General features: G+C 54.8%; 26 protein-coding genes. 16 read left to right on the top strand and 10 right to left on the bottom strand.

Annotated features, from left to right (window positions below):
- Nucleotides 1-83 precede the first annotated feature (83 nt).
- The 4 genes from D7D48_RS03930 to D7D48_RS03915 all read left to right on the top strand — a co-directional run bounded on the left by D7D48_RS03930 (nucleotide 84) and on the right by D7D48_RS03915 (nucleotide 3,942).
- On the top strand, nucleotides 84-1,193 hold the full coding sequence (locus D7D48_RS03930; protein ID WP_125230047.1) for a DUF3089 domain-containing protein: 1,110 nt from the start codon (nucleotides 84-86) through the stop codon (nucleotides 1,191-1,193).
- Entirely contained in the window at nucleotides 1,190-1,651 is a 462-nt protein-coding gene (gene ruvX / locus D7D48_RS03925; protein WP_125230871.1) for a Holliday junction resolvase RuvX, read from the top strand. Before D7D48_RS03930 ends, ruvX begins: the two co-directional genes overlap by 4 nt.
- A gap of 81 nt (nucleotides 1,652-1,732) precedes the next feature.
- Nucleotides 1,733-2,728, top strand: a complete 996-nt coding sequence (locus D7D48_RS03920; protein WP_125230046.1) for an aspartate carbamoyltransferase catalytic subunit — start codon at nucleotides 1,733-1,735, stop codon at nucleotides 2,726-2,728.
- Nucleotides 2,725-3,942 (top strand): dihydroorotase, encoded by a 1,218-nt coding sequence (locus D7D48_RS03915; protein WP_125230045.1) that lies wholly within the window; start codon nucleotides 2,725-2,727, stop codon nucleotides 3,940-3,942. Before D7D48_RS03920 ends, D7D48_RS03915 begins: the two co-directional genes overlap by 4 nt.
- Nucleotides 3,943-3,989: 47 nt before the next feature.
- Here the strand turns inward: D7D48_RS03915 and hisI are convergent, their stop codons facing one another.
- Nucleotides 3,990-4,349, bottom strand: a complete 360-nt coding sequence (hisI, locus tag D7D48_RS03910) for a phosphoribosyl-AMP cyclohydrolase (protein ID WP_125230044.1) — start codon at nucleotides 4,347-4,349, stop codon at nucleotides 3,990-3,992.
- Nucleotides 4,350-4,479: 130 nt separating this feature from the next.
- Between hisI and purF the strand changes: the two genes are divergently transcribed.
- Together purF and D7D48_RS03900 are read left to right on the top strand one after the other, a co-directional pair.
- On the top strand, nucleotides 4,480-5,937 hold the full coding sequence (purF, locus tag D7D48_RS03905; RefSeq protein WP_125230043.1) for an amidophosphoribosyltransferase: 1,458 nt from the start codon (nucleotides 4,480-4,482) through the stop codon (nucleotides 5,935-5,937).
- A 2-nt stretch (nucleotides 5,938-5,939) separates the two neighbouring features.
- The gene (locus D7D48_RS03900) at nucleotides 5,940-6,650 is read left to right on the top strand and encodes an SDR family NAD(P)-dependent oxidoreductase (protein ID WP_125230042.1); all 711 of its coding nucleotides are present in this window, start codon (nucleotides 5,940-5,942) and stop codon (nucleotides 6,648-6,650) included.
- Between the two features lie 16 nt (nucleotides 6,651-6,666).
- Here D7D48_RS03900 and D7D48_RS03895 read toward each other — a convergent pair whose 3' ends face one another.
- Together D7D48_RS03895 and D7D48_RS03890 are read right to left on the bottom strand one after the other, a co-directional pair.
- Nucleotides 6,667-8,064, bottom strand: coding sequence for a cryptochrome/photolyase family protein (locus tag D7D48_RS03895; RefSeq protein WP_125230041.1), 1,398 nt, complete (start codon nucleotides 8,062-8,064; stop codon nucleotides 6,667-6,669).
- The gene (locus tag D7D48_RS03890; RefSeq protein ID WP_125230040.1) at nucleotides 8,061-9,020 is read right to left on the bottom strand and encodes a metal-dependent hydrolase; all 960 of its coding nucleotides are present in this window, start codon (nucleotides 9,018-9,020) and stop codon (nucleotides 8,061-8,063) included. The genes D7D48_RS03895 and D7D48_RS03890 overlap by 4 nt, the downstream gene beginning before the upstream one ends.
- Nucleotides 9,021-9,177: 157 nt before the next feature.
- Here D7D48_RS03890 and D7D48_RS03885 point away from each other — a divergent pair, with 157 nt between their 5' ends.
- Entirely contained in the window at nucleotides 9,178-10,137 is a 960-nt protein-coding gene (locus tag D7D48_RS03885; protein WP_125230039.1) for an alpha/beta hydrolase, read from the top strand.
- Nucleotides 10,134-10,619 carry an RNA pyrophosphohydrolase gene (locus tag D7D48_RS03880; RefSeq protein ID WP_125230038.1) on the top strand — a complete coding sequence of 162 codons (486 nt, stop codon included), beginning with the start codon at nucleotides 10,134-10,136 and terminating at the stop codon, nucleotides 10,617-10,619. The genes D7D48_RS03885 and D7D48_RS03880 overlap by 4 nt, the downstream gene beginning before the upstream one ends.
- 4 nt (nucleotides 10,620-10,623) lie before the next feature.
- Here the strand turns inward: D7D48_RS03880 and D7D48_RS03875 are convergent, their stop codons facing one another.
- From D7D48_RS03875 to D7D48_RS03860, 4 genes are read right to left on the bottom strand one after another with little or no spacing between them, the layout of a single operon-like run.
- Nucleotides 10,624-11,151 carry a tetratricopeptide repeat protein gene (locus D7D48_RS03875; protein WP_125230037.1) on the bottom strand — a complete coding sequence of 176 codons (528 nt, stop codon included), beginning with the start codon at nucleotides 11,149-11,151 and terminating at the stop codon, nucleotides 10,624-10,626.
- A gap of 35 nt (nucleotides 11,152-11,186) precedes the next feature.
- Nucleotides 11,187-12,368, bottom strand: a complete 1,182-nt coding sequence (locus D7D48_RS03870; RefSeq protein WP_125230036.1) for an RsmB/NOP family class I SAM-dependent RNA methyltransferase — start codon at nucleotides 12,366-12,368, stop codon at nucleotides 11,187-11,189.
- A 3-nt stretch (nucleotides 12,369-12,371) separates the two neighbouring features.
- Nucleotides 12,372-13,832, bottom strand: a complete 1,461-nt coding sequence (gene guaB, locus D7D48_RS03865) for an IMP dehydrogenase (protein ID WP_125230035.1) — start codon at nucleotides 13,830-13,832, stop codon at nucleotides 12,372-12,374.
- Between the two features lie 54 nt (nucleotides 13,833-13,886).
- Nucleotides 13,887-15,371 (bottom strand): M28 family peptidase, encoded by a 1,485-nt coding sequence (locus tag D7D48_RS03860; protein WP_125230034.1) that lies wholly within the window; start codon nucleotides 15,369-15,371, stop codon nucleotides 13,887-13,889.
- A 280-nt stretch (nucleotides 15,372-15,651) separates the two neighbouring features.
- Between D7D48_RS03860 and D7D48_RS03855 the strand changes: the two genes are divergently transcribed.
- Nucleotides 15,652-15,885, top strand: coding sequence for an NfeD family protein (locus tag D7D48_RS03855; protein ID WP_125230033.1), 234 nt, complete (start codon nucleotides 15,652-15,654; stop codon nucleotides 15,883-15,885).
- A 104-nt stretch (nucleotides 15,886-15,989) separates the two neighbouring features.
- Here D7D48_RS03855 and D7D48_RS03850 read toward each other — a convergent pair whose 3' ends face one another.
- Entirely contained in the window at nucleotides 15,990-16,445 is a 456-nt protein-coding gene (locus D7D48_RS03850; protein ID WP_125230032.1) for a hypothetical protein, read from the bottom strand.
- A 35-nt stretch (nucleotides 16,446-16,480) separates the two neighbouring features.
- Nucleotides 16,481-18,082 carry a phosphoenolpyruvate carboxykinase gene (locus D7D48_RS03845; RefSeq protein ID WP_125230031.1) on the bottom strand — a complete coding sequence of 534 codons (1,602 nt, stop codon included), beginning with the start codon at nucleotides 18,080-18,082 and terminating at the stop codon, nucleotides 16,481-16,483.
- A gap of 190 nt (nucleotides 18,083-18,272) precedes the next feature.
- Here D7D48_RS03845 and D7D48_RS03840 point away from each other — a divergent pair, with 190 nt between their 5' ends.
- Genes D7D48_RS03840 through D7D48_RS03810 form a run of 7 tightly spaced genes read left to right on the top strand, consistent with a single transcriptional unit; the run spans nucleotide 18,273 to nucleotide 23,443 of the window.
- Nucleotides 18,273-18,980 carry a response regulator transcription factor gene (locus tag D7D48_RS03840; RefSeq protein WP_125230030.1) on the top strand — a complete coding sequence of 236 codons (708 nt, stop codon included), beginning with the start codon at nucleotides 18,273-18,275 and terminating at the stop codon, nucleotides 18,978-18,980.
- Entirely contained in the window at nucleotides 18,949-20,529 is a 1,581-nt protein-coding gene (locus D7D48_RS03835; RefSeq protein ID WP_125230029.1) for a sensor histidine kinase, read from the top strand. The genes D7D48_RS03840 and D7D48_RS03835 overlap by 32 nt, the downstream gene beginning before the upstream one ends.
- Entirely contained in the window at nucleotides 20,529-21,002 is a 474-nt protein-coding gene (locus D7D48_RS03830) for an HPr kinase/phosphorylase (protein ID WP_185739769.1), read from the top strand. Before D7D48_RS03835 ends, D7D48_RS03830 begins: the two co-directional genes overlap by 1 nt.
- Nucleotides 20,999-21,964 carry an RNase adapter RapZ gene (gene rapZ, locus D7D48_RS03825; RefSeq protein WP_125230027.1) on the top strand — a complete coding sequence of 322 codons (966 nt, stop codon included), beginning with the start codon at nucleotides 20,999-21,001 and terminating at the stop codon, nucleotides 21,962-21,964. The genes D7D48_RS03830 and rapZ overlap by 4 nt, the downstream gene beginning before the upstream one ends.
- Nucleotides 21,961-22,365 (top strand): PTS sugar transporter subunit IIA, encoded by a 405-nt coding sequence (locus D7D48_RS03820; RefSeq protein WP_125230026.1) that lies wholly within the window; start codon nucleotides 21,961-21,963, stop codon nucleotides 22,363-22,365. The genes rapZ and D7D48_RS03820 overlap by 4 nt, the downstream gene beginning before the upstream one ends.
- Complete coding sequence (locus tag D7D48_RS03815) at nucleotides 22,362-22,640, top strand: HPr family phosphocarrier protein (RefSeq protein WP_125230025.1); 279 nt, start codon at nucleotides 22,362-22,364, stop codon at nucleotides 22,638-22,640. Before D7D48_RS03820 ends, D7D48_RS03815 begins: the two co-directional genes overlap by 4 nt.
- Nucleotides 22,640-23,443: a TrmH family RNA methyltransferase gene (locus tag D7D48_RS03810; protein WP_125230024.1), complete on the top strand. Its 804-nt coding sequence runs from the start codon at nucleotides 22,640-22,642 to the stop codon at nucleotides 23,441-23,443. Before D7D48_RS03815 ends, D7D48_RS03810 begins: the two co-directional genes overlap by 1 nt.
- A gap of 12 nt (nucleotides 23,444-23,455) precedes the next feature.
- Here the strand turns inward: D7D48_RS03810 and D7D48_RS03805 are convergent, their stop codons facing one another.
- Entirely contained in the window at nucleotides 23,456-24,796 is a 1,341-nt protein-coding gene (locus D7D48_RS03805; protein ID WP_245964327.1) for a DNA recombination protein RmuC, read from the bottom strand.
- Nucleotides 24,797-24,834: the final 38 nt, after the last annotated feature.

Here is a 24,834-nt window from a genome sequence, read left to right as displayed (position 1 = left end):
GCTAATCTTTCATCCCCCGTTCAATTTTCCGATGCTATTTCCATCTAATCGGGTAAATCGCATCAAAATCTTGGGACATACACTTGGCACGTAAATTTCTTTATATCGTCGCAGCGCTTACCGTTCTTGTCATTGCGGGTGGCTTTGTCATTCGCATTTATGAAAGCGAGCTGACCGAACTTGCCTTTGTTCCCACAGCCAAATTTGAACCGCAACCTGCCTTTGCACCCAGCAAATATGAGGGCAATGACATGTGGTTTGCGCGTCCCGGCAAAACAGACAATCCAGCCAATTGGCTGCCAAGCGGTGCGGCGAAACCCGATGCACCTGGGTCTGCCGCCATATTCTTCGTGCATCCGACATCCTATATCAGCCGGGATTATTGGAATGCGCCCCTCAATGATCCAGAATCGCAGGACCGCGCGCGCATGTTCCTACGCGGCCTTGCCTCACCCTTGGCCAGTGCAGGTGAAATGTGGGCACCCCGTTATCGTCAGGCGGCGATTGGCGCGTTTCTGACCAGCAAGCCGGAGGGTCAACAAGCGTTGGATGCTGCCTATCAAGACGTTCTTCTGGCCTTTGATGAATTTACCGCAAAGGTGCAAAAGGACCGCCCGATCATTTTGGCGGGCCATAGCCAGGGCGCGTTGCACCTCACACATTTGCTCAAGGACCGCGTAGCGGGCAAACCCATCGCCAAACGCATTGTCGCGGTCTATGCCGTGGGATGGCCAATTTCAGTGACGGCTGACATGCCACAAATGGGCTTCCCCGCCTGCGCTGGCCCCGATGACACCGGCTGCATCATGGCGTGGCAAAGCTTTGCCGTGCCGGCCGAATATGACCGGATAGTCAAAGTCTACAACGCCACAACCGGATTTAACGGCACGCCGCGCAAGGACACGGCAATGCTATGCACAAACCCGCTCAATGGCGGCGCGAAGCCTGCAGCTTCGGTGGAAGCCAATTTGGGGACGTTAAAACCCGATGATAAATTGGAAACCGGCGAATTGATTGTGGGTGCCGTGCCGGCAAGATGCGACACCAAAGGCTTTCTGCTGATTGGCGATCCGCCGGAGATTGGCTCTTATGTGCTACCCGGCAACAATTACCATGTGTATGATTTTCCCTTATTCTGGGCCAATGTGCGTGCGGATGCGACATGGCGCTTAAAGAAATATCTGCAGAAATGATTTTTGTATCGGTTGCCAGTTTCCGCGATCAACTGACTGACGGCGGTGTTTTAATTGGGCTTGATATCGGTAGCAAAACCATAGGCACGGCCTTTTGTGATGCTGGCTGGACTTTCGCCTCACCCGCCGACCTCATTAAGCGCGCCAAGTTTACGAAGGATAAATTCGAATTAAAGGCGGCGATTGCGACACGGCCAACGCGCGGGATTGTTATTGGCTTACCGCTCAACATGGACGGCAGCGAAAGCCCACGCAGCCAGTCCAGCCGGGCTTTTGCAAAAAATATCGTCGATCTGGGCCTTCCGATTTTGCTGCGCGACGAACGTTGGTCCACCCAAGCGGTCGAACGCGACATGATTGCCGCAGACATGAGCCGCGCCAAACGCGCGGAGAAAATCGACAGCGGTGCGGCGGCGTTCATCCTGCAAGGCGCAATTGATGCGCTGACCAGCGGGTGATGGCTGAAATAGGCTTTGGTCAGGAAGACGCCGACAAATCATTTGAGTCTCACCCAAATCCCTATTAAGGGCATCGCTTTAATGACGTGGACAACACCTTTCGCAGCCGACAGCTTTCCTAGCGGGTCGGATGCCTTTCCGCACAAGCATTTGCTTGGCATCGCCGGACTTCAGCCGTGGGAAATTCTCTACATCCTTAAAGAGGCGGAGCAATGGGTTAAGCTGAACCGCGCTGGCGCGGCAAAACATGCTGACACGCTATCCGGCTTGACCATCATCAACGCCTTTTTCGAAAATTCAACGCGCACCTTATTATCCTTTGAAATCGCTGGAAAGCGGCTTGGTGCGGACGTGGTGAATATGCACGCGGCGCAATCGAGCGTGAAAAAGGGCGAAACGCTGATCGACACGGCCATGACGCTTAACGCCATGCGCGCCGACGCCATTGTGATTCGCCATGGCAGTTCAGGCGCAGTGCAGCTCATTTCCAGCAAAGTAGATTGCCCTGTCCTCAACGCTGGCGACGGCAGCCACGAACATCCGACCCAAGCCTTACTCGACGCGCTGACCATCCTGCGCCGCAAGGGGAAGGTTGAGGGTCAAACCGTCGTTATTTGCGGCGATGTGCTGCACAGCCGCGTGGCCCGTTCAAACCTGTTTTGCCTAAAATCTTTGGGCGCAGAAGTGCGCGTGGTTGCGCCCCCTGCCCTTATGCCCAGCGGGATTGAGGCATTTGGCGCCATTCCCTTTACCAATTTCGATGCCGCATTGGACGGGGCCGATGTTATCATGATGCTGCGTCTGCAAAACGAACGGATGCAGGGCGATTTCATTCCGTCCCCGCGTGAATATTTCCATCTATATGGCTTGGATGAACGGCGATTAGCCTTGGCCAAGCCGGACGCGCTTGTCATGCACCCCGGCCCCATGAACCGGGGCGTGGAAATTGCCAGCAGCGTTGCGGACCATGTCGACCGTTCCGCCATTACCGAGCAGGTCGAAATGGGCGTTGCGGTGCGGATGGCCTGTCTCGACATATTGACCCGCAAGGCACGCGGTCAGGAGGGCTGGGCATGACAGACATAAGTATCATTCAAGGCCAAGTAATCCTGCCCGGTGCGGATAAGGCCGAACCATTGCATCTGCATATTCAGGACGGCAAAATTGCCTCGGTCGGCACGGCTGCGCCGATCGCTCATCACATCGACGCCAGCGGGTTAGTCGTTGCCCCCGGCATAATCGATTTGGGCGTTTTCAAAACCGATAAACCGGCCTTTAGATTTGGCGGGATAACCCGCGCCGCATTGATGCCCGATCAATCGCCCGTGCATGACGACCCAGCGACCGTCCGCTTTGCCGCATTGAAGGGCAAGCCCGATCTATGGGTGCATCCTCTTGCTGCGGCCACCCAAGGCCTTGACGGGCTTCATATGGCGGAAATTGCGCTGATGAAAAACGCGGGCGCTGTAGGTGTGGCAACTGGCCGCAAATGGATAGCCGACAGCGGCGTCATGCTCCGCATCATGCATTATTGTGCAGCTTTGGACCTTCCCGTCATTGTACATACCGAGGATTCCGGGGTGGCTGGCCATGCGGTAGCTACGGCAGGCGAAACCGCCACGTTGCTTGGCCTTTCAAGTGCCCCAATTGTAGCCGAAACATTGGCTATCGCTCGCGATCTGATGTTGGCGGAAGAAAGCGGCGCGCATGTGCATTTCCGGCAAGTTACCACCGCACGCGGTCTCGACCTGATCCGCGCGGCAAAGGCAAAAGGCCTGCCCGTTACGTGCGGAATTACGCCTGCGCACCTGTTCTTGTCCGACAACGCCATTTCAGATTTCCGTACTTTTGCGCGGCTTTCGCCGCCGCTGCGGTCTGAAAGCGACCGACTGGCATGTATCGCTGCGATTGCCGATGGCACGATTGACGTTATCGCATCGGGGCATGACCCACGCGGGCCAGAAGACAAGCGCCTGCCTTTTTCCGAAAGCGCGCCGGGCATGGCGGGGGCAGAAACATTGCTGGCGCTATCGTTGAACCTCGTACGCGATAATGTGATTTCGATGGGCCGTATGTTTGCATTGCTCGCATCGAACCCTGCAAAAATATTGGGATTAAATGCAGGTCAAATTGTGGAAGGCCAAGAGGCTGACCTGATCCTGATCGACCCAGATGCCCCGTGGCAGGTGGATGGTGATCGCATGGCCGCGCTGGCAGGCAACACGCCCTTTGATCGACTACCCGTTCAAGGTCGCGTTCGGCACATGCTTAAGGGCGGCAAGCTTATTTAGGCGCAGGCTAGGCATCCCGTGCGGCACCCGCAGTATTGCCGCTGCTTTCAAACAGGTTCCAAGCCTTCATCGGTCAGCTTACGATAAAAGCAGCTTCTTGCGCCCGTATGGCAGGTCGGACCTTGCGGCCGCGCGATGATCCAAAGGGCGTCTTGATCGCAATCGATGCGCATATCGACAATATGCAAGACATTGCCGCTGCTTTCACCTTTTTGCCAAAGCCGCTGGCGACTGCGTGAGAAGAACACAGCCGTGCGGGTTTCCATGCTTTTCGCAAGCGCCTCTGCATTCATATGCCCCACCATTAACACGGCGCCATCGGATTCATCGGTGATGACAGCCGTCAGCAAGCCGTTGGCGTCATATTTGGGGTCAAGCGTCCATCCGCTCTCTCGTTCATCGGTCATATGGATTGCCTAACCCAAGCCTCTTTGCCCCGCCAACATTTTCTTTCTGACAATCTTACCATAAGAGGGGGAGACAATTGTAAAAGCCATGCCTATAGGCGACGCAGCGAAGCGCAGCGGGATTCGATATATGCTGACCACCGACCCTTTTGATGACGACAAACTTCGCGAGGAGTGCGGTATTTTCGGTGTCTACGACACGGAAGGTGCCTCTGCTATGGTGGCACTTGGCCTCCACGCGCTGCAGCATCGCGGCCAAGAGGCTGCGGGCATTACCAGCTTTGACGAGCATGATTTCCACACGCATCGGGCAATGGGCCATGTTGCGGGCAATTTTGACCGTGAAGAAATCATTGGCGGCCTCGTCGGACGATGCGCCATTGGCCATGTGCGTTATTCTACAACAGGCGAGACATCGCTGCGCAATGTGCAGCCTTTATATGCCGATCTTGCCACGGGCGGATTCGCGATTGCGCATAACGGCAATATTTCAAACGCGATGACACTGCGCCGCGACCTTGTGCGCCGTGGTTCCATTTTCCAGTCTACGTCCGACACAGAGGTCATCATCCATCTGGTCGCAACCTCCGGTTACCGGACTTTGCTCGATCGTTTGATTGACGCGCTGAAGCGGGTTGAAGGCGCTTATTCGCTGCTGTGCTTGACAACAGAGGGCATGATCGCCTGCCGCGATCCTTTGGGCATTCGCCCGTTGGTCATGGGCAAGCTTGGCGACACTATTATCTTTGCTTCGGAAACGGTTGCACTGGATATTGTTGGCGCGGAATTCATCCGTTCGGTGGAACCGGGTGAATTGGTTGTGGTGCGTGGAACGGACATTCAATCGCACAAGCCGTTCATTCCCATTTCACAACGGCCATGTATTTTTGAGCATGTCTATTTCTCGCGGCCCGATTCCATCGTTGAAGGCATCAGCGTTTATTCGGTGCGCAAGGCGATTGGCGCTGAACTCGCGCGTGAAAATGGCGTCGATGTTGATTATGTCATTCCGGTGCCCGATAGCGGCACGCCAGCAGCCATTGGCTATGCCGAAGCGGCCAAAATTCCTTTCGAACTTGGCATCATTCGTTCGCATTATGTCGGCCGTACCTTCATTCAGCCCGGCGACGGCGTCCGCCATTTGGGTGTGAAGTTAAAGCATAATGCCAACAGAAACTTGGTGGCAGGCAAACGCATCGTGCTGATCGACGATTCTATCGTCCGTGGCACAACATCGCTGAAAATCGTGCAGATGATGCGCGAAGCAGGTGCCGCCGAAGTGCATATGCGTATCGCTAGCCCGCCAACGATGAACAGTTGTTTCTACGGCGTCGATACGCCCGAACGCTCCAAGCTGCTGGCAAGCCGCATGGATGTAGAGGAAATGCGCCAGTTTATTCAGGCCGACAGCCTTGCGTTCTTGTCCATCGACGGACTGTATCGTGCGCTTGGCGAAGATTCACGCCATGCGGACAAGCCACAATATTGCGATGCGTGTTTCACGGGCGATTATCCCACCACCCTGACCGACCATGAGGCGCATGAGGCAAGCGACCTCATGATGCTTGGCGAACAAAAACTGGCATAAACATGACGAAGGCATTTGCAGGCAAGATTGCGCTGGTAACAGGGGCAAGTCGTGGGATTGGCGCGGCGACGGCAACGGCCTTGGCCGCCCAAGGCGCACATGTCATTTTAACCGCGCGGACGGCAAAAGATCTTGAGGCTGTCGAAGACGCAATTTTTAGCGAAGGCGGCAATGCGACCATTGCCCCGCTTGACCTCACCGACGGCGACAGCATATCGCGCCTTGCTGTCGCAGTGACAGAGCGTTGGGGTAAGCTCGACATTCTTGTTTTGAATGCCGCTATGCTTGGAACCTTAAGCCCTGTGCCCGCGATTGATGGCGCAGAATTTGCGCGGCTCTTCACCTTGAACGTCACGGCACAGCAAGTGATGATCGCCTCATTTGATGCCTTATTACGCAAAAGCGAAGCTGGTCGATTAGTGGCGCTCACATCCTCTGTTGGCGCAAGCCCACGGGCATTTTGGGGTGCCTATGGCGCGTCAAAGGCGGCATTAGAAAATCTGGTCCAAAGCTATGGCGATGAGGTCAAGAACCTATCCCAAGTGCGCACTCTTATTGTCGACCCCGGCCGCACACGCACAGCCATGCGGGCGAAGGCCTATCCAGGCGAAGACCCGTCAACGGTCAAAGAACCCTTCGTTGTTGCCGATGCCATCGTGCAGATGCTGCAGACCGAATTTGCGACCGGACACCGTTTGGTAGTTGCGGGTTAAGCGGGTTTCCCCAACCTTACCCCTTCACTATCTCGTGCGCCTTTAACGCGCGTTCACGCGCTGCTTTGTGGCCAATGATTTTCCGCGGATAGCCTTTCGGACGCGCGCCATATTCATCGGGATCGTGGATATAGGGCGCCTGCAACGCCGCCAGTTCGGGTACCCATTCTCGGATATAATGCATGGCATCGAATTTCTCCGATTGCGACAAGGGCGCCATGATACGCACGAACATATTGCTGTCGACACCCGTGCCAGCGGTCCACTGCCAATTGACCGCATTACTTCCATAATCGGCATCGACCAACGTATCCCAAAACCACTTTTCGCCTTCGCGCCAGTCAATCAGCAGATGCTTGACCAAGAATGATGCCGTTATCATCCGCACGCGGTTGTGCATCCAACCCGTCGCCCATAATTGCCGCATGCCGGCATCAACAATGGGATAGCCCGTCTGTCCCTTGGTCCATGCGACAAAGTCCGCCTGAACCACCGGGTCGGACAGGTCACGCCAGGGAAGCTTATCAAAAGCATCTCGCGCATTTTTTGCGCCATATTCCGGCATCTGGACAATGACATTCTGCGCATAATCCCGCCAGACCAATTCTTTCAGGAATACATCTACTGATCCGCCCTGGTCCATGGTTGCATGCCAGCAAGCCGCAGGCGAAATTTCGCCAAAGTGCAAATGCGGGGACAGAAAGGAGGAGCCTTCTACCGACGGCAAGTTGCGTTTCTCGTCGTAAAATTTCGCCTTATCCACAAATGCCGCGAGCCGATCTTGCGCGCCCGCCTCGCCCGGCATCCACATTTCAGACATGCCACCCGACCAATCGGGCTTAGTCGGCAGCAAGTTCCAGCCGGATAGGCCATCGCTTTCCGGCCAATTATCTGGCGCGGGGATTTTTGTCGGTGCAGGATGCGGCACGGGCGGCGGCATATGCTGCCACAAAGCGCGCATGAACGGCGTGTAGATTTTATATTGCCCACCGCTGCCCGTGGTCACGCTGCCGGCGGGAAGTAAATAATTGCCATCATGGCACACAAACGCAGTGCCTTCGCTTAGTCCATTCATGACCGCTTTTTCGGCATTGCGCCACCACGGATCATAATGCCGTATGCAATGCACAGCCGAAGCCTTGGTCTCTGCAGCCAATGCACTCAAAATCGCGTCCGACTTGCCTGCCCGCAGGATAAGCTTTGATCCAAGCGCACGCAAATCAGTATCCAGCGCGTTCAGACTATGATGCAGCCACCAACGCGATGCAGCACCCATCTTGCGATGTTTTGGCGTGTCGTCGTCGAGGATGTAGACCGGAATAACTGGCGCACCGCTTGCGACCGCTGCTGCCAATGCGGGCTGATCCGATAAGCGTAAATCGCGGCGGAACCAGAGAATCACAGGCGCGGTCATTTGCCGTCCTCTCCGATTGGGAAAGTCTCAGAAAAGCGATCGCCGACCATCGGGTCGACAAAGCGTTGGTCTGACAGTCTTAACGCCTTTTTGTCGTTCTCAGCGATAATCTGCGCCACGGGCATACGTGCCCAGAATAAGAATGGCGATTGCGCCGTCACATTTGCCGCAAACGCCTTTTTATCATCCACACCCATATGGTGCGCGCGCATCGTATCATCGACGCGAACCGTGCTGAAGGCGGTATAGATGCCCTGCCCATAAAGCCTATCGTTGCGCCACAGCATCTCACGCTTCCAGAATTGGACAGGAACGGGGTTTGCCACGATGAGGGTGGGGACAATGTCATGCTTTTGCCGCACGGCCTCCGCCGTCAATTGCTCGGCACGGTCCGACATCAGGCCATTGGCCAAGATGTACGCACCAATTGCAGCGAAGCTCACCAAAGCTGGCGCGCGCCAGCTTGCGCCGTGCCGTTCACGCCGCCGTGAAATCCAAACGCCTGCGATCAACGCAGCCCACAACCAAATATCGATAATGAACAATGTATCGCCATAGAACCATTGGCTGGAAAAGGGCTCTAACAAGCGGATGCCATAGCTGTTGAACCAATCGAACAAGGGATGACTGAGACAACCGATATAGGCCAACGCAAGCAACCACCCCTTATGCAAAGGCAGCCGCTTTTCCGGTCGTTTCGCACGATGGGTCTGCCAGCGGTCAAACCACAGCATGATGCCCCATAGCATCAGCGGCAGCACCAACATTGCAATCGGCCCATGCGTCAAACCACGCCGCAAGGCGAGATGCTGTTGCCCGCCCAGCAATGTTGCAACGGCGTCAATATCAGGAATGTTCGCCGCGATAATCAACGTCGGCATCGCAAGCCCGGTTTTCCGCTTTAAGCCCGTCTGACCAATCAACGCGCCGACAAGGCTATGTGTGAGATTATCCATAGGTCCGCTGCTGGCGGAATGGTGCCGGTATGGCAATACGGCGTTATCGCTATGCCGATTTTCTTCACGCCACGGCGCGATCCGCATCGCCTTGCGACCCAATATGCTGGACCTGTCCCGCGCACCGCCCTATCACTTGGCTGATATGGAGAATACGATGACTGAATCACCATCCTTTGTGCGCCCCGATGTGGCCATGTTCCTGCAATTTCTAAATGCGGTTCCCGGTCCGAAATTTTGGGAAGTTTCCGCGGATGAGGCCCGCGCAATTACGTCGGCGATGCGCGATGTCGCCGATGCGCCGGTGGGTGAACTGGCCGTGATCCGCGATATAGAAATTCCCGGCCCTGCAGGAACCATTCCCGCGCGGGTTTATGACAACCGCGCCGATCGTGCTCCTGGCCCCGTCATGGTGTTTTACCATGGCGGCGGTTTCGTCATTGGCAGCCTTTATACTTACGAACCTTATTGCGCCGAAGTCGCGCGTTTGCTCGACCTGCCCGTCATTTCCATCGATTACCGTCTATCGCCGGAACATCCCTTTCCCGCCCCTGCGGAAGATTGCGAAGCCGCAACGCGCTGGATTGCGTCCAGCCCAGCAGAATTAGGCCTAAAGGTTACGGGCCTCATCACGTCGGGCGATAGCGCGGGCGGCAATCTGACGATTGTAACCACCATGGCCCTGCGCGACAAACCTGCTGCTGTTCCGGTGCTGGTGCAGTTTCCCATTTACCCTGTCGTCACCCTTGACCCCGATTGGCCAAGCATGCGCGACTTTGCCAATGGCTATTTGCTAACAGAAGAAGCCATGACCTATTTCGGCGAAGGTCATGCAGCGGTGCCGAATGACTATCGCTCCGAACCGCTAAACTTCCCCCAAGAAGGCATGCCGCCCAGTCTCGTGACCACGGCCAGCCTAGACCCCTTGCGTGATCAGGGCCTTGCTTATGTCGATAAGCTTAGACAGGCCGGCGTGCATGTTCAACATATCAGTGCTGATGGCAATATCCACGGCCACATCAACATTCGCCAAGCCATTCCGTCAGTGCAGACCGATGTCGAAGGCTATATAAAGGCTCTCAAAAATATGCTCGCCGACGTGACGCCAAGCACATGACCGTTGCATTTGACGACCTCCCTTACCGCCCCTGCGCGGGCATCATGCTCGCCAATATGCAAGGCAAGGTTTTTGTGGGGCAGCGCCTAGACCGGCCCGCAGGCACCGACGCATGGCAGATGCCGCAGGGCGGTATTGACGATGGTGAAGAGGCCGAGGCCGCAGCGTTACGCGAATTGTTCGAAGAAACCGGTGTCCGCGCGGACTTGGTAGACATTCTCGCTCGCAGCAAAGACGAACATTTCTACGATTTACCCGATGATATGATTGGGCGAATTTGGAAGGGCAAATATCGCGGCCAGCGACAGATCTGGTTTCTCATGCGGTTCAAGGGCAGTGATACCGATATCAATATTGAAACCGCGCATCAGGAATTCACCAGCTGGCAGTGGGTAGATGCACTCATGGTCCCGCAACTCATCGTGCCGTTTAAAAAGCGGCTATATGAGAATATTCTCGCGGAATTTGCCGACCTGATTTAGACGCTCAATTCGCCTTAGGCTCCGGCATTGCGCCTAATTTCTCTTTCAAGTCAACCGCACTTGCCTGCGCCTGTTCTTTGCGTGACGCTATATCGATAGCGGTCGTAAGTCGGGCGACAGAATTACAATCAGCACGGCACACCGTCGTTAGGCGAGCCATATTCTTGCGTGCCTGTTCCAGCGCGCCTTTCGCTATGAAAGCTTCCGCTTGTTCGGCCAAAGCAACTTGGTCGTTGGCATCAATCTCCAGCGCTTCTGTATAAAAGCTGATAGCTTTGCCGTTCAACCCTTGGGACTTCACGGCGCGTGCCATGGCAATATAGGCGGCGCGGTTGCGTGGGTCGACCGCCAGCGCGCTTTCATACCAGCCGATGGCACTATCGACACGGCCAGCGCTGGCTTCTTCATCACCGGTTTTCACCAAAGCAACCGATCGCGCATCAATATCATTGTCCGCGGGGCCGCTAATGCTGGCGCTCGACATAATGGCGAACGTGAATGACAGGGCAATCGCTGCGGGTGAAAAACGCATACATTTTATCCAAAAATTTTCGGTCCGCTTTGCTATCACAGCTTTTGGAGCCTCGCGAAGAAAAATCCGTCACTGCCATCATGTAAAGGTGTGAGAATCACACCATCGCCATCGGCACGGCCCATGGAAACGCCGGTTTCTACCGCGCGCCAACCCTTATGCGATTTCAAAAACGCTACCACTTGCCCCTTGCCCTCATTTTCGATGAGCGAGCATACTGCATAAACGATATGCCCGCCGCGCGCGACCATTTCTGAACCAATGTCCAAAAGCTTGGCTTGCTCCTCGACCACACGCTTCAACCGCGCCGCATCCAAACGCCAGCGTGTTTCGGGATTCCGCCGCCATGTACCGCTGCCGGAACAGGGCGCGTCTATGAGAACAAGCTCACACTTATTCTGAAGATCGACCAGCATCTCTTTTTCTTTATTAGGATTTAATAGTTGCGTTTCGACGTTTGTTGCGCCTGCCCGTGCTGCGCGTGGCTTTAACTGGTCCAGCCGGTTACGGTTGGTGTCAGTCGCAATCAGGCGACCCGCGTTGCGCATCGCCGCGGCCAAGGCAAGCGTCTTGCCCCCCGCACCAGCGCAGAGGTCAAGCACAGTATCAAGCCCCTTGGCCTGACACGCCTCGACGATGAGCTGGCTACCCAAATCCTGTATCTCAACCTGTCCATTTTCGACCGCAGGGTGACTGTCGATTGCAGTGCCGCCGGGCAGCCGCAGTGCAAATTCGAGCGTAGGCAATATTTCTGCTTCCGGCAACAAAGCCGCAACTTCCTCTCGGCGGGCTTTTAACGCGTTAACGCGCAGGTCCATCGGCGCGCGGTCTAGCAAGGATGCTTGCTCCGCTTCATCGACAACTGCGGAAAACAATGGCTTAATCCATTTGGGCAAAGCACCGCCGGTTGACCGAGCCTCCGCCGGATCAATGACAGCCGGACCATAATCGCTGCCGTCGAACAGTACCGCGAGCGCCGGATCCGCATCCGCCATCGCGGCAAAGGCCGAGCGTGCAGTCGCAGGGCGCTTACCAAAACGTCGGATGACACCCCACGCCAAATCACGCACTGCGCGGCGGTCCTTTGACCCCGCATAGCGCCGCTCTGCAAAAAAGCGTTTGGCAATCTGGTCTGCAGACGCACCGCCATCGCGGGCTGCAAGAATGATTTGGTCAACCAGCTCAATCGCCGATTGCAGGCGCGCAGCGGGCCTCATATCTTAACGCGTCGGATAATTAGGTGCTTCGCGTGTAATGGTAACGTCATGAACATGGCTTTCCCGTAATCCGGCATTGGTGATGCGTACAAACTGCGCGCGTTCCTGAAGGTCGGCGATTGTGCGCGAACCTGTATAACCCATCGCAGCCTTTACGCCGCCGACAAGCTGATGAATGACATCACGTGCAGGTCCTTTGAAGGGTACCTGCCCTTCAATGCCTTCGGGGACCAGTTTAAGCTGGTCCTTAATATCTTGCTGGAAATAGCGATCAGCCGATCCCCGCGCCATTGCCCCGACACTGCCCATGCCACGATAGCTTTTATAAGCGCGGCCTTGATACAGGAATGTCTCGCCCGGTGCCTCTTCGGTGCCCGCTAGCAATGATCCGACCATTACCGAGGATGCGCCCGCCGCAAGCGCCTTGGCAACATCACCCGATGTCCGCAAACCGCCGTCAGCGATCACCGGAATACCAGACTTTGCTGCCTCTGCAGCTGATTCCATAATTGCCGTCAATTGCGGCACGCCTACGCCCGCAACTACGCGGGTGGTGCAGATTGACCCGGGGCCAATGCCTACCTTGATGCCATCGGCGCCTGCATCAATCAATGCGCGGGTGGCAGCGGCGGTGGCGACATTACCTGCCACAATCTGAACCTCTGGCGCCATGCGCTTGATTTCGGCAACTGCGGCGGCAACCATCGCGCTATGGCCATGCGCAGTGTCCACGACGATCAGGTCGCACTCTGCATCAATCAACGCTTTTGTATAAGCTAAACCTTTTTCGCCGACAGTGGTCGCAGCCGCAACGCGCAACCGTCCGGAGCTATCTTTGGTGGCATTGGGGTAGAGAACGGCTTTTTCGATGTCCTTGACCGTAATCAAGCCGATGCAATGATAGGCCTCGTCGACAACCAACAGCTTCTCAATCCGCCGCTGATGCAGCAAACGTCGTGCTTCTTCTTGCGTGACGGAGGCGGACACTGTCGCCAGATTTTCGTGCGTCATCAGTTCGGACACAGGCTGCGCCGGATTTTCAGCAAAGCGGACATCGCGGTTGGTCAATATACCAGCAAGCTTTCCGCTCGCCTCTACTACCGGAATGCCGGAAATGGCATTCGCGGTCATCAACGCCTGCGCTTCAGCCAAAGTGGCTTCGGGTGCGATGGTGATCGGGTTGACAACCATGCCGCTTTCAAAACGCTTCACCTGACGCACTGCGGCGCATTGCTCTTCGATACTGAGATTGCGGTGCAAAACACCAATGCCGCCAAGCTGCGCCATGACAATGGCCATGCGCGCTTCAGTTACGGTGTCCATCGCCGACGATAAAACAGGGATATTCAACGATATGCTTTTTGTCAGCCGCGTGCGCGTGTCCGCTTGGCTGGGCAAAATGTCGGACGCAGCGGGCTGTAACAGCACGTCGTCAAATGTCAGACCGAGGGGAATTTCTTTCATAGGGCCACCGCTTTAAGCTTTGATTCGTGGCGGCCCATGTAAACAGTAACCCTTTTATTCGCCAGCCTTCTTCGATTTATATTTTCGCGCGTCGGCAAAGTAGCGCCCAAGCGCGATGTGCAGGTCGGCATCTTCGGCCGCGCCGCCCAATTCCGTGCTGTCGGTCAACTCATCATTGGGCCCATGATAATCGCTACCCAAAAATTTCTGCATTAGGTTTAGATCGGCAAATGAACCGCCCACCATCAACGCAGGGACACCTTTTTGCGCCAATGCCCAGCCGTCCTGCCGTTGAAGGAAAGCATTTGCGTCGGTTGAGCTTTCAATTGCACGGCCCATCTTCTTTGCAACGGTTTCCACCACGGCATCCAACGGCGTTGTGCCCCGCCCAATAATCGCAACCTTCGACCCGCGTGGCGCAATCGCAATGGTGTCGATATTTAACGAAATAATGATCTGGTCCAACGGTAGCACAGGTTTATCGGCAAAGGCGTAGGCCCCCAAAAGACCGCTTTCCTCTGCTGTCGTCGCCAGAAAATAAATATCGCGGTCATGCTTTTTCTTCGCCAAGGCTTCCGCAACTTCATTCATCACCGCAATGCCGCTGGCGTTATCGACGGCGCCATTGCAGATACGGTCCGGCGCACTTTCAGGCGCACAGATGCCCAAATGGTCCCAATGCCCCATGAACAATATAGCGCCGCTGTTCTTTTTACGCCCAGCAATCTTACCGATGACGTTTGAGCTGTTGAAACGATACAGGTCGGTTTTGACGTCAAAATCTGCATCAATGCCAAGTGCTTCGCCTGCATAATCCGCCTGCTTGGCGTTCGCGCGTAACTTATCCCAATCCTGCCCGGCCGCTGTAACCAAACCGACCATGAATTCGGTGCTGATCGCGCCTTCCAATGGCGCGCGTTTTTCTCGGGTCTCAAGCATGATTGGGCGCGATAAAAGCTGACGGCGCAATGTTGGCCAATTGCCCTGGCAATCCCCCACGAAAATGACCGCTTCTGCACCCGCCGCAATCAAGGCTTCGCGACGCGCGCGGGGTGATTTCATATTGTCGGGCACATTGTCTGCACCAAATAGCACGACAGCCGCCTTACCCTTGACGTCCGCAGCCACCTGCCCCTTTGTGGTCACGCCTGCGCCTGTGAATATCAATGGCAGATTGCTGCGCGCATAAGCCGCCTTCTGACCGATCAGCACAATGTCATCCGACACGATCTGTAAGGTGCGGCCCTTTGCCGTGAAAGCATAAGTCGCACTGCCCTGCCCGCGTTGAATAAGGGGCACCGGGTCAAACCAGCCCCCGTCGGCCGCCGCAGGCTTCAACCCCGCCTTGGCCCATGCTTCGGCAATATATTTTACCGTCTTTGCTTCGCCCTCAGTGCCAGGCTTGCGGCCTTCAAATGCATCGCTAGCCAATATCTCGACATGGCTACGCAAATCCGCTTCTGTCACCGCTTTTGAAAAAGACGGGGTGGCCGCCAAGGCAACCAAAGCGAAGAAAATTGGCGAATGGACAAGACGCATGAGGGATCGCTCCAGACTTAAGACTCGGCGTCACCCATCGTATGTCGGGAACGCTCTGTCGTGTGCCTTGCTCTCTACATCCATCATTGCATTCATGCGACACTTAAATCGCGACGTATCGCCTTAGTTCGCCGCAGGTAAATCTTCCGTTTTGGCAACGTCGCAGATCTCGATCAGGGGCTATGTTAGGATCATAGTCACATTGGGATGGGTTCAAGTGAAGCACCTTAAGCCTTCGGTATTATTTGCGGTCCCGAACGTAACACTATAGGGTGAAAAAATGGCAGAATGGCTCGACACAATATCAACGCATTGGTTCTGGCTTTCGCTTGGGCTTTTTCTAATATTGGCAGAACTGGTTGCGCGGGGTCGCTACTTATTGTGGGTTGGCTTTGCCGCATTGATTATTGGCGTAGCGGATTATTTCCTGCCCATCACCCTTGCCTATCAAGTCGCAATGTTCGTTATTTTGTCCGTCCTCACGGTCTTTACGGGCAAAAAATTGCAGGGGTAACGGCCAACCAAACTCAGCGTTTCTGAGGTTTTGGGTGAGGCCAGTCATGTGAAAAATGGCCGTCAAGTGTTCTGGTACGCTTCTTTTCGCAACAGACCTGAAGTCTAAATTTCATTGAGGCCAGCTCGGTCGGGGGCAACAAAGGTCCGCCGAGCTGCCACCGAAAATAACTGCTCTTTTGAATAAAAACGAAGCGGCAAGTCCCGGCTTCCCCGATTTGACAGCAACAATCTATTCACCACTGCATAGAGCGGCATATCGCCCCTCTCCTCGCGAAGATGCGCCTTCACTCCCGCAATATAAACCTGCGTAATCGTCTCGTGATAACCTTGGCTATCATCATTCACACCGCCGCTCGCAATGTTGTACGCCGAAATAATCGCCGGCAGTTCGCGTTCGATAGCAACGTCCGGCCGATCACGCAGTAGCCAGCAGCACGCCGCCAAATGCGCCTCATGCGTCCATGCATTACGCGGAAGAGTGGCGGCCAGTAGCCCCTCGCCAATGGCGACTATCGACGCATCATCGTAAAATAAGCGCACTTCATAATGGGACATCATCCGGACTTCCAACTGGTCCGGCTGATCCGGACAAATTAAGGAACTTTAGGTGCCGACTGCCTTACACCTTCATCAACATGATCGGCAAATTGCGCGAAATTATCAATGAATTGTTGTGCCAGTTTTTGTGCGGTCACATCATATTCCGCACTGTCGGCCCATGCCGCACGTGGGTCCAGGATACCGCTGTCAACGCCTGGCACTGCAACCGGAAATTCAAAGCCGAAGTTCGGGTCGTTGCGGAATTCGGCATTGTTCAAGCTGCCATCTAGCGCCGCGTTCAATAGCGCGCGTGTAGCCTTAATCGGCATGCGGCTGATACCCGGCATAGTTGCCTTGCCACCGGTCCAGCCCGTGTTGACCAACCAGCATTGGACATTGCCCTTGGCAATACGTTCTTTAAGCAAATTGCCATATACGCTTGGGTGACGCGGCATGAAGGGCGCGCCAAAGCAGGTGGAGAATGTCGCCTCCGGTTCGGTCACGCCAATTTCAGTCCCGGCAACACGTGCGGTATAGCCCGAAAGGAAGTGATACATCGCCTGATCAGGCGTCAACCGCGCAATGGGAGGCAGTACGCCATAGGCATCAGCGGTTAGGAAGATAATAGTCTTGGGCACGGGACCCATATTTTTTTCTGACGTGTTCGGTATAAATTCGATGGGGTACGAACCGCGGCTGTTTTCGGCGAGGCTATTGTCGTCGAAATCCAACTCCCTGGTTTCTGGGTCAATGACAACATTTTCGAGCACTGTACCGAAACGCTTGGTGGTGGCAAAAATTTCAGGTTCAGCCTCGGGCGACAGGCGGATCATCTTGGCGTAGCAACCACCTTCAAAGTTGAAAACGGCGGTGTCGGACCAGCCATGCTCATCATCGCCAATCAATGTGCGGCTAGCGTCAGCCGACAAGGTGGTTTTACCCGTGCCTGACAGACCAAAAAACACAGCCGTATGACCATCTACACCAATATTGGCGGAGCAATGCATCGGCATCACGCCCTTTACCGGCAGCAGATAATTGAGGATGCCAAAAACGGACTTCTTCATTTCGCCCGCATAAGCCGTGCCCCCAATGAGGATCAATTTTTCGGTGAAGTTGACCGCAATTACCGTTTCGCTGCGGCAGCCATGGCGTGCGGGGTCGGCACGGAAGCTTGGCAGGTCGATGATAGTGTATTCGGGTACGAAGCTTGCCAATTCCTTAGGCGAAGGGCGCACCAGCAAGGTACGAATGAACAGATTGTGCCACGCAAGTTCGTTGATGACGCGCACATTGACGCGATTCTCAGGCTGCGACCCGCCAAACAGATCCGCAACGTATAATTTGTCTTTCCCACCAAGCGCCGCAATGAAATCTTCCTTCAGCGCTGCGAAATGCGCAGGATCCATAGCGACGTTGGTCTTTCCCCACCAAATGCTGTTTTCGGTTTCGGCATCACGAACAATATACTTATCCTTCGCCGAGCGACCAGTGTGCGCGCCGGTTTTGACAACAAGCGGGCCATCCTTGGCCAATATGCCTTCTTTATTGGCAAGTGCAGCTTCCACCAATGGCGCTGTACCGAGATTGCAAAACAATGTCGCATCTGTGCCAAAACCTTGTTGCGAAAGTGAGATATTCAACGGTGTTGACATTAGATGCTCCGGCAAAAGTTGCGAATCTAGTGCATACGTATGCACAATAATGTCGCAGCCGGTATACGATGCATCATAGAAGGTCAAATAGGAGTAACATCAAATTACAGGATAAAGGTTATCCACGAAAGACTTTGCATAAAGTGAGCAATAGATTGAACGCCCGACATCGCCACCCTATAGTTGGTATATGAGCGCCAATATCGCCTTGGTTGATGACGACCGGAACATCCTGACCTCTGTATCGATTGCGATGCAGGCGGAAGGATATGTGACCCGTATTTATTCGGATGGTGAAACCGCATTAAAGGCATTGTTCGAAAATCCCGCAGACCTCGGTATTTTTGACATTAAAATGCCGCGTATGGACGGGTTGGAGCTGCTGCGGCGGCTGCGTGAAAAAAGCGATATGCCTGTTATCTTCCTCACATCCAAAGATGAGGAACTGGACGAGGCTCTTGGTCTCGCCATGGGGGCGGATGACTATATAACCAAACCTTTTTCGCAACGCCTGCTGATTGCGCGCGTAAAAGCAATTTTGAGACGCGCAACCTATGACAAGGTCGCGGGCAATGGTGAGACGGAACCCGAACCAGAACCCATGGTGCGCGGCAAGCTGGAAATGGATCCGGCACGGCATCATGTCAAATGGGATGGCAAGCCGCTTACGCTTACGGTGACGGAGTTCATGATCCTTGAGGCGTTGGCCAATCGACCGGGCGTCGTACGCACGCGCGACCAATTAATGGACGCGGCTTATCAGGACGATGTGTATGTGGATGACCGCACCATTGACAGCCATATCAAAAGGCTCCGGCGCAAATTCCGTGAAATTGACCCTGAATTCACCGCTATTGATACGCTTTATGGAGCCGGATATCGCTTCGCAGACAGCTGAACCCGCTGATCTGCAGCTGGGATGGAGCCGGGGGTTATCACTGACCGCCCGTATACTTGCCGTGAACCTCTTCGTGCTTGCTCTGCTGGGCGCAGGTCTGTTCTTCCTCGATAGCTATCGCGTCCGGTTAATTGCGGAGCGCGAAAACGCAGCCCGAGTTCAGGCGAGCTTCTTGGTGTCCAGCCTGCCACTTATCGCCACGGAAAAGCGGGACGATTATATAGCCAAATTCGGCCAATTGAACCAGTCGCGAATTCGCGTTTACGACCAAGATGGTGCGAAAATTTTAGATAGCTTTGCAGGCCGTGAACCCACTTATGTTTTTCGCGACCCCGAAAGCGAACCTTGGCCCAAAATTGCCGCACGCTGGATAGACGTCCTATTTGATTTCCTTGTGGGCGCGGCCAAGTTGGAACGCTTTGCTGAACCTGCAGAAGATGTCGCGTCCGCATGGCCAGAAATTCGGGTGGCAACGCCTTCCAAAGCAGCTTCGATGGTTCGCTTTGCACCGGATCTCACACATATTATTAGTGCAACGTCAACGGCTCGCGACCAAGGCCTTACTGTGCTGACCACCGCAAACGAACGCGATATACGCTTGTTCGTGCGAGCAGAGCGCTTCAACGTCGGCATGTTTTTCCTTTTTGCGCTTGGCATCGGCGTTCTGCTTTCCATATTTCTCGCCCGCACAATCGTGCGTCCGCTGCGCCATCTGGCCCGCGCTGCCGTGAAAGTTCGGCTTGGTCGCGCACAAGAAGTTACCGTTCCGCGCCTGCCCTCGCGCCGCGATGAAATTGGTATGTTGGCCCGCGCGCTATCCGATATGAGCATTGCGCTGCGCCAACGGATTGACGCGACCGAAGCCTTTGCCGCCGATGTAGCCCATGAAATTAAAAATCCGCTAGCCTCTTTGCGATCGGCACTTGATGGCGCAGAGCGGATTGAAGACCCAAAATTGCGCAAACAATTGATGGATGTCGCAAAAGCCGACGTTCAGCGCATGGATCGCCTGATAAGCGACATTTCAGATGCGAGCCGTGTGGATTCGCAGCTAGCCAAAGCGAAGTTTGAACCTATCGACCTTGGCGATATGATTGAACAATTGCTTCAGGCACGCGAAGACCGAGGCAGCGACAAAGACGTTAACATTGCCTTTGCGCGGCCCCGCCGAAAAATCGCGACAGTGATGGGGGAAGATGTCCGCCTTGAACGAATGTTGACCAACTTAATTGATAATGCCGTATCCTTCTCACCGCCGGGGGCAGTTGTCGAAATATCCGCAACACTAGCCGACGAGGACGTCATCATACGGATCAGCGATGAAGGTCCAGGTGTACCACCGCAAGATCGGGAGGCCATTTTCCGTCGTTTCCACAGCGAACGGCCAGCGACAGAGAATTTCGGCAAGCATAGCGGCCTCGGGCTCGCCATCGCGCGAACAATTATCGAGGGACATCATGGGCGCATTGTTGTGCGTGACCGTGTCGATGGCAAAGGTGGCGCATGCTTCGAAATCGCCCTGCCCTGTGCTGCTGCGGCAACACGCTAATGGAAAACATAATACATGGCAGCGCTGTTGCCATTGGCGAGAACGGGGTGCTTTTGCTTGGGCCGTCTGGCAGCGGAAAATCAGACTTGACGCTACAGTTAATTGACCGCGGTGCAAAGCTGATTTGCGATGATGCATTGCGAATTGAAAACAACAATGGTTTGCCGCTATTGTCTTGCGTTCAGCATATCGCTGGAAAAATAGAAGTGCGCGGCATCGGGATATGCCAGGTTGACTTCATCTCTTCCGCGCCGCTACGTCTCATAGTGCAATTGTCTCAGAACGTGGACCGCATGCCGCCGGAGCATCAACGCATAAACATAGCGGGCTTTTCGGTACCGATGTTCAAGTTGGACTCATTCCAGGCAAGCAGTGCATTAAAGGTCGAATGGGCGCTCCAGTGCGTCATTGACGCTGGGTTGCACCCGGTGGCAAACTTGGTCGCCGCGTCCAGTGAAAGCATAATGAAGTGACCCAGAGCTCAGCGTCCGAATCCCAGAAAATCCTCTTGATTACCGGTGTGTCCGGAGCTGGGAAGACAACCGCGCTGAAAACACTGGAAGACCTCGGCTGGGAAACGGTCGACAATTTTCCGATCAAACTGGCAGGCCAGTTACTTAAAATTCCTGCGTCGGGCGGTGAAAGTGGGCCCAATATTCCGTTGGCGCTTGGCTTTGACAGCAGAACGCGCGGTTTTGATGCCGAGATGCTGATCCGGCAAATAAGGAAACTCCAGGCGCAACCCGACCTTGAAATAATGACACTGTTTTTGGATTGCGCGGGCGCCGAGATTGAACGTCGCTACGCGGAAACACGTCGTCGTCATCCCATGGCCCAAGACCGGCCTGCGATGGATGGCATCGCCATGGACCGGTCAATGATGATGCCATTTCGCCAATGGGCGGAGGCCGTGATTGATACCAGCAAGCTGTCGGCGCATGATTTGCAAGTCGTCATCCGCGAACGGTTCAGCAGCGATACCTCTCCACACGCCAATATAACGGTTTCAAGTTTTGGTTTTTCGCGCGGCGTGCCGCACAATGCCGACCTGGTGTTCGACTTGCGTTTTTTGCGGAATCCACATTGGGATATCGATTTGCGGCCTATGACGGGGTTGGATTCGGCAGTTGCCGATTATGTTGCTGCCGATCCGAAATATGATGAAGCCCTACAGAAAATCCGCGACCTGCTGGGATTCTTGCTGCCGCTCTATGACGCGCAGGGGAAGGCTTATATCAATATCGCCTTTGGGTGTACGGGGGGGCGGCATCGGTCGGTGCATGTAACCGAAACTTTCGGCAAATGGTTGCGTGAAGATGGCTTTGCTTTAACGGTGGCGCATCGCGATCTAACATCAAGACCAATTGACGCGCTGGAAGAGCCTGCTAACGGCGCAGAAAGATTAACGTCGCGACAAGGCAGCAACATCACATGATCGGTTTGATTTTAGTCACCCATGGGAAACTGGCGAACGAGTTTCTTATCGCGCTTGAACATGTTGTGGGGCCGCAAAAGGACGTCGCGACCATATGTATCGGCCCGCATGATGATATGGAAGCGCGGCGCAATGAAATTGCGGCTGCGATTAAAAAGGTCGATACCGGCAAAGGCGTCATCATCCTGTCTGATCTGTTCGGCGGCACGCCCTCAAACCTCTCCATTTCCTTGCTGGATAGTGGACGTGTTGAAGTGATCGCAGGTGTAAATCTGCCCATGCTTATCCGTCTGGATAGTGCGCGCAAAAACTTAGACGTAAAAGAGGCAGTGGCCGCCGCGCGCGAAGCGGGACGCAAATATATCAGCGTCGCTTCTGAAGTGCTTGAAGCTTCCCGATGACACGGATTAGCCGCACCGTCACAATCGTTAATATAAAGGGCCTCCACGCCCGTGCCAGCGCCAAATTTGTGACCTTCGTATCCCGCTTACCCGAAGGGATCAGCGTTGAGGTGGAGAAGGATGGTCAATCGGTCACTGGCACATCCATCATGGGTTTAATGATGCTGGGCGCAGCCAAGGGTAGCGAAATCATCATTCATGTCGAAGGTGAACAGGCCGAACTCGCCATTGAAAAGCTGGTCGGGTTAGTTGTCGACGGTTTTGGCGAAGATTGATGCGCCGTGAAATTACCGGATTTTCTAATCCGCTATTAAAGGAAATACGGGGGCTTCGTGAAAAAAAGTTCCGCAAACGTGCCGGGCTATTCCTTGCCGAAGGGCTGCGCATTATGACCGAAGCGCGCGAGGCGGGATTTCTTCCTGAAATGCTGTTTCGCGTTAAAGATCGCCCCGTACACGATCTTGAAGTGACTTTAGAGGCTGAAGTTCTAGCTAATAATGGCGATGTTATAGAAACCAGCGCCGATATTATGGCGAAACTGTCGGGCAAGGACAACGCCCAAGCGGTGGTTGGCGTCTATCGGGACCATGGAACCGCTTTGGTAGACATTGACCGTAGCACCGCCCCGATCTGGCTTGTGGCGCAGTCTATGCGTGATCCCGGCAATCTTGGCACGATGTTGCGCACCGGCGATGCGGTGGGCGCTGGCGGGCTGATCCTGATTGATGATTGTACCGACCCATTTTCGGTTGAGTCCGTACGCGCCAGCATGGGGGCCATATTCACGCAAAAGGTCGTGCAATGCCGGTGGGAAGAATTCACGGCTTGGTTGCGGGCTGGCGAAGGCCAATTGGTCGGCACTAGTTTGCAAACTGACACCGACTATCAAGCGGCCCGCTACAGCGCACCATGCTTCATCCTGACGGGTAATGAGGCGCAGGGATTACCGGACGATTATGAAGCCGAATGCGACCTGCGCGTCAAAATGCCCATGCGTGGCAAAGCGGACAGCTTAAACGCGGCTGTCGCGACCGCGGTTATGGCCTATGAAGTTCTGAACCAGTTTCGGCATGCCTAACGCGGCGCGGTATTAGATGTCGACGTCACGCTGATCCTCAATCGATGGCGACGTTTCCCCTTCGCCATAGCGCGGCAAAGCCTCAACCAAAGGCACCTCTTCCAATTCTCGTTTGCCGGTTTCGATGTTTAGATCGGCGAATTTCCGTCCTGTCGAAATGACATTGCGTTCGAAGCTACCGACGAATTTATTGTAGTTATTCACCGCCGAGGACAGCCCACTGCCAACCGATTTCAAATGCTGTGCGGCAACTGCAATGCGGTCATACATTTCCTTACCAAGCGCACCTATTTGCTTGGCTTCACGCGCCAGCCCCTCTTGCCGCCAGACGCTCGCGACAGTGCGCGCGATTGCGACTAGGTTTGTTGGTGTCGCCAACAGCACCTTTTTATCAAAGGCAAAGTCCCACAATTGCGGTTCATGTTCCAGCGCAGCCGCAAGGAAATGTTCACCGGGAACAAACATAATGACATAATCAGGCGCATCGGAAAATTGATCCCAATAGGCCTTGCGCGACAAGCCATCGATATGGTTTTTCATCGATTGCGTATGGCGCGCCATGGCAACGGCACGCACATCATCGTCCACCGAATCAAATGCGTCCTGATAGTCATTCAAGGATACTTTCGCGTCGATCACCAGCGTCCTGCCGCCGGGGACATGGATGACCGCGTCGGGCCGCAACCGTAAACCATCGCCAGCATCTATGCTGGTTTCGAGATCAAAATCGACATGTTCAGACAGACCGCAGCTTTCGAGCACATTCTTCAACTGTTGCTCACCCCAACGCCCACGCGCCTTAGGCGCATTGCGTAAGGAGTTCATCAGCCCAGAAGCTACGCTCGAGACACGTTCCTGACCAAGCCGCATTTCGCCGATAAGGCCCTTCAGATCGCCATAAGCCTCGGTCCGATCCTTCTCGATCTTGCCGACTTGCTCTTCATACGCCTTCAGCTTCTCGCCCACGGGGCCAAGCAATTGCTTCAGCCTTTCCTCATTCTTCTCGCCAGCCTGATGGAAGCGTTCATCGGCGCGTTGCAGGAATGCCGCCTGCGCCTCACCCAATAATTTCTGCCCAATCTCACCAAATTGTGCGGACAGATTTTCCTTGGCATCACCAAGCGCCGCGATCTGCTCTTCAAAGCTCCGTTCCCGTTCCTCCAAGCTCGTTTCTAGCCGCGCCAATCGATCCTTTGCACTATCCCGTTCGTGCACCACCTGATCCAGCATTGCCCGTAACTGCGTGGTCGTTTCCTGCCCTGCTTTGCCAGCGCGACTACCAGCGAACCAGCCAAGCAACAGCCCGCCTAATAAGGCAAAAACCACCACAAGAATGACGACCAACGGCTCCAACGGATACCTCCCACAATAGAACGTAACTAGAACATAGC

It is taken from the genome of Sphingorhabdus wooponensis (assembly GCF_003933235.1).
GTDB lineage: Bacteria > Pseudomonadota > Alphaproteobacteria > Sphingomonadales > Sphingomonadaceae > Sphingorhabdus_B > Sphingorhabdus_B wooponensis.
This window is presented reverse-complemented; position numbering and strand designations above follow the sequence as displayed.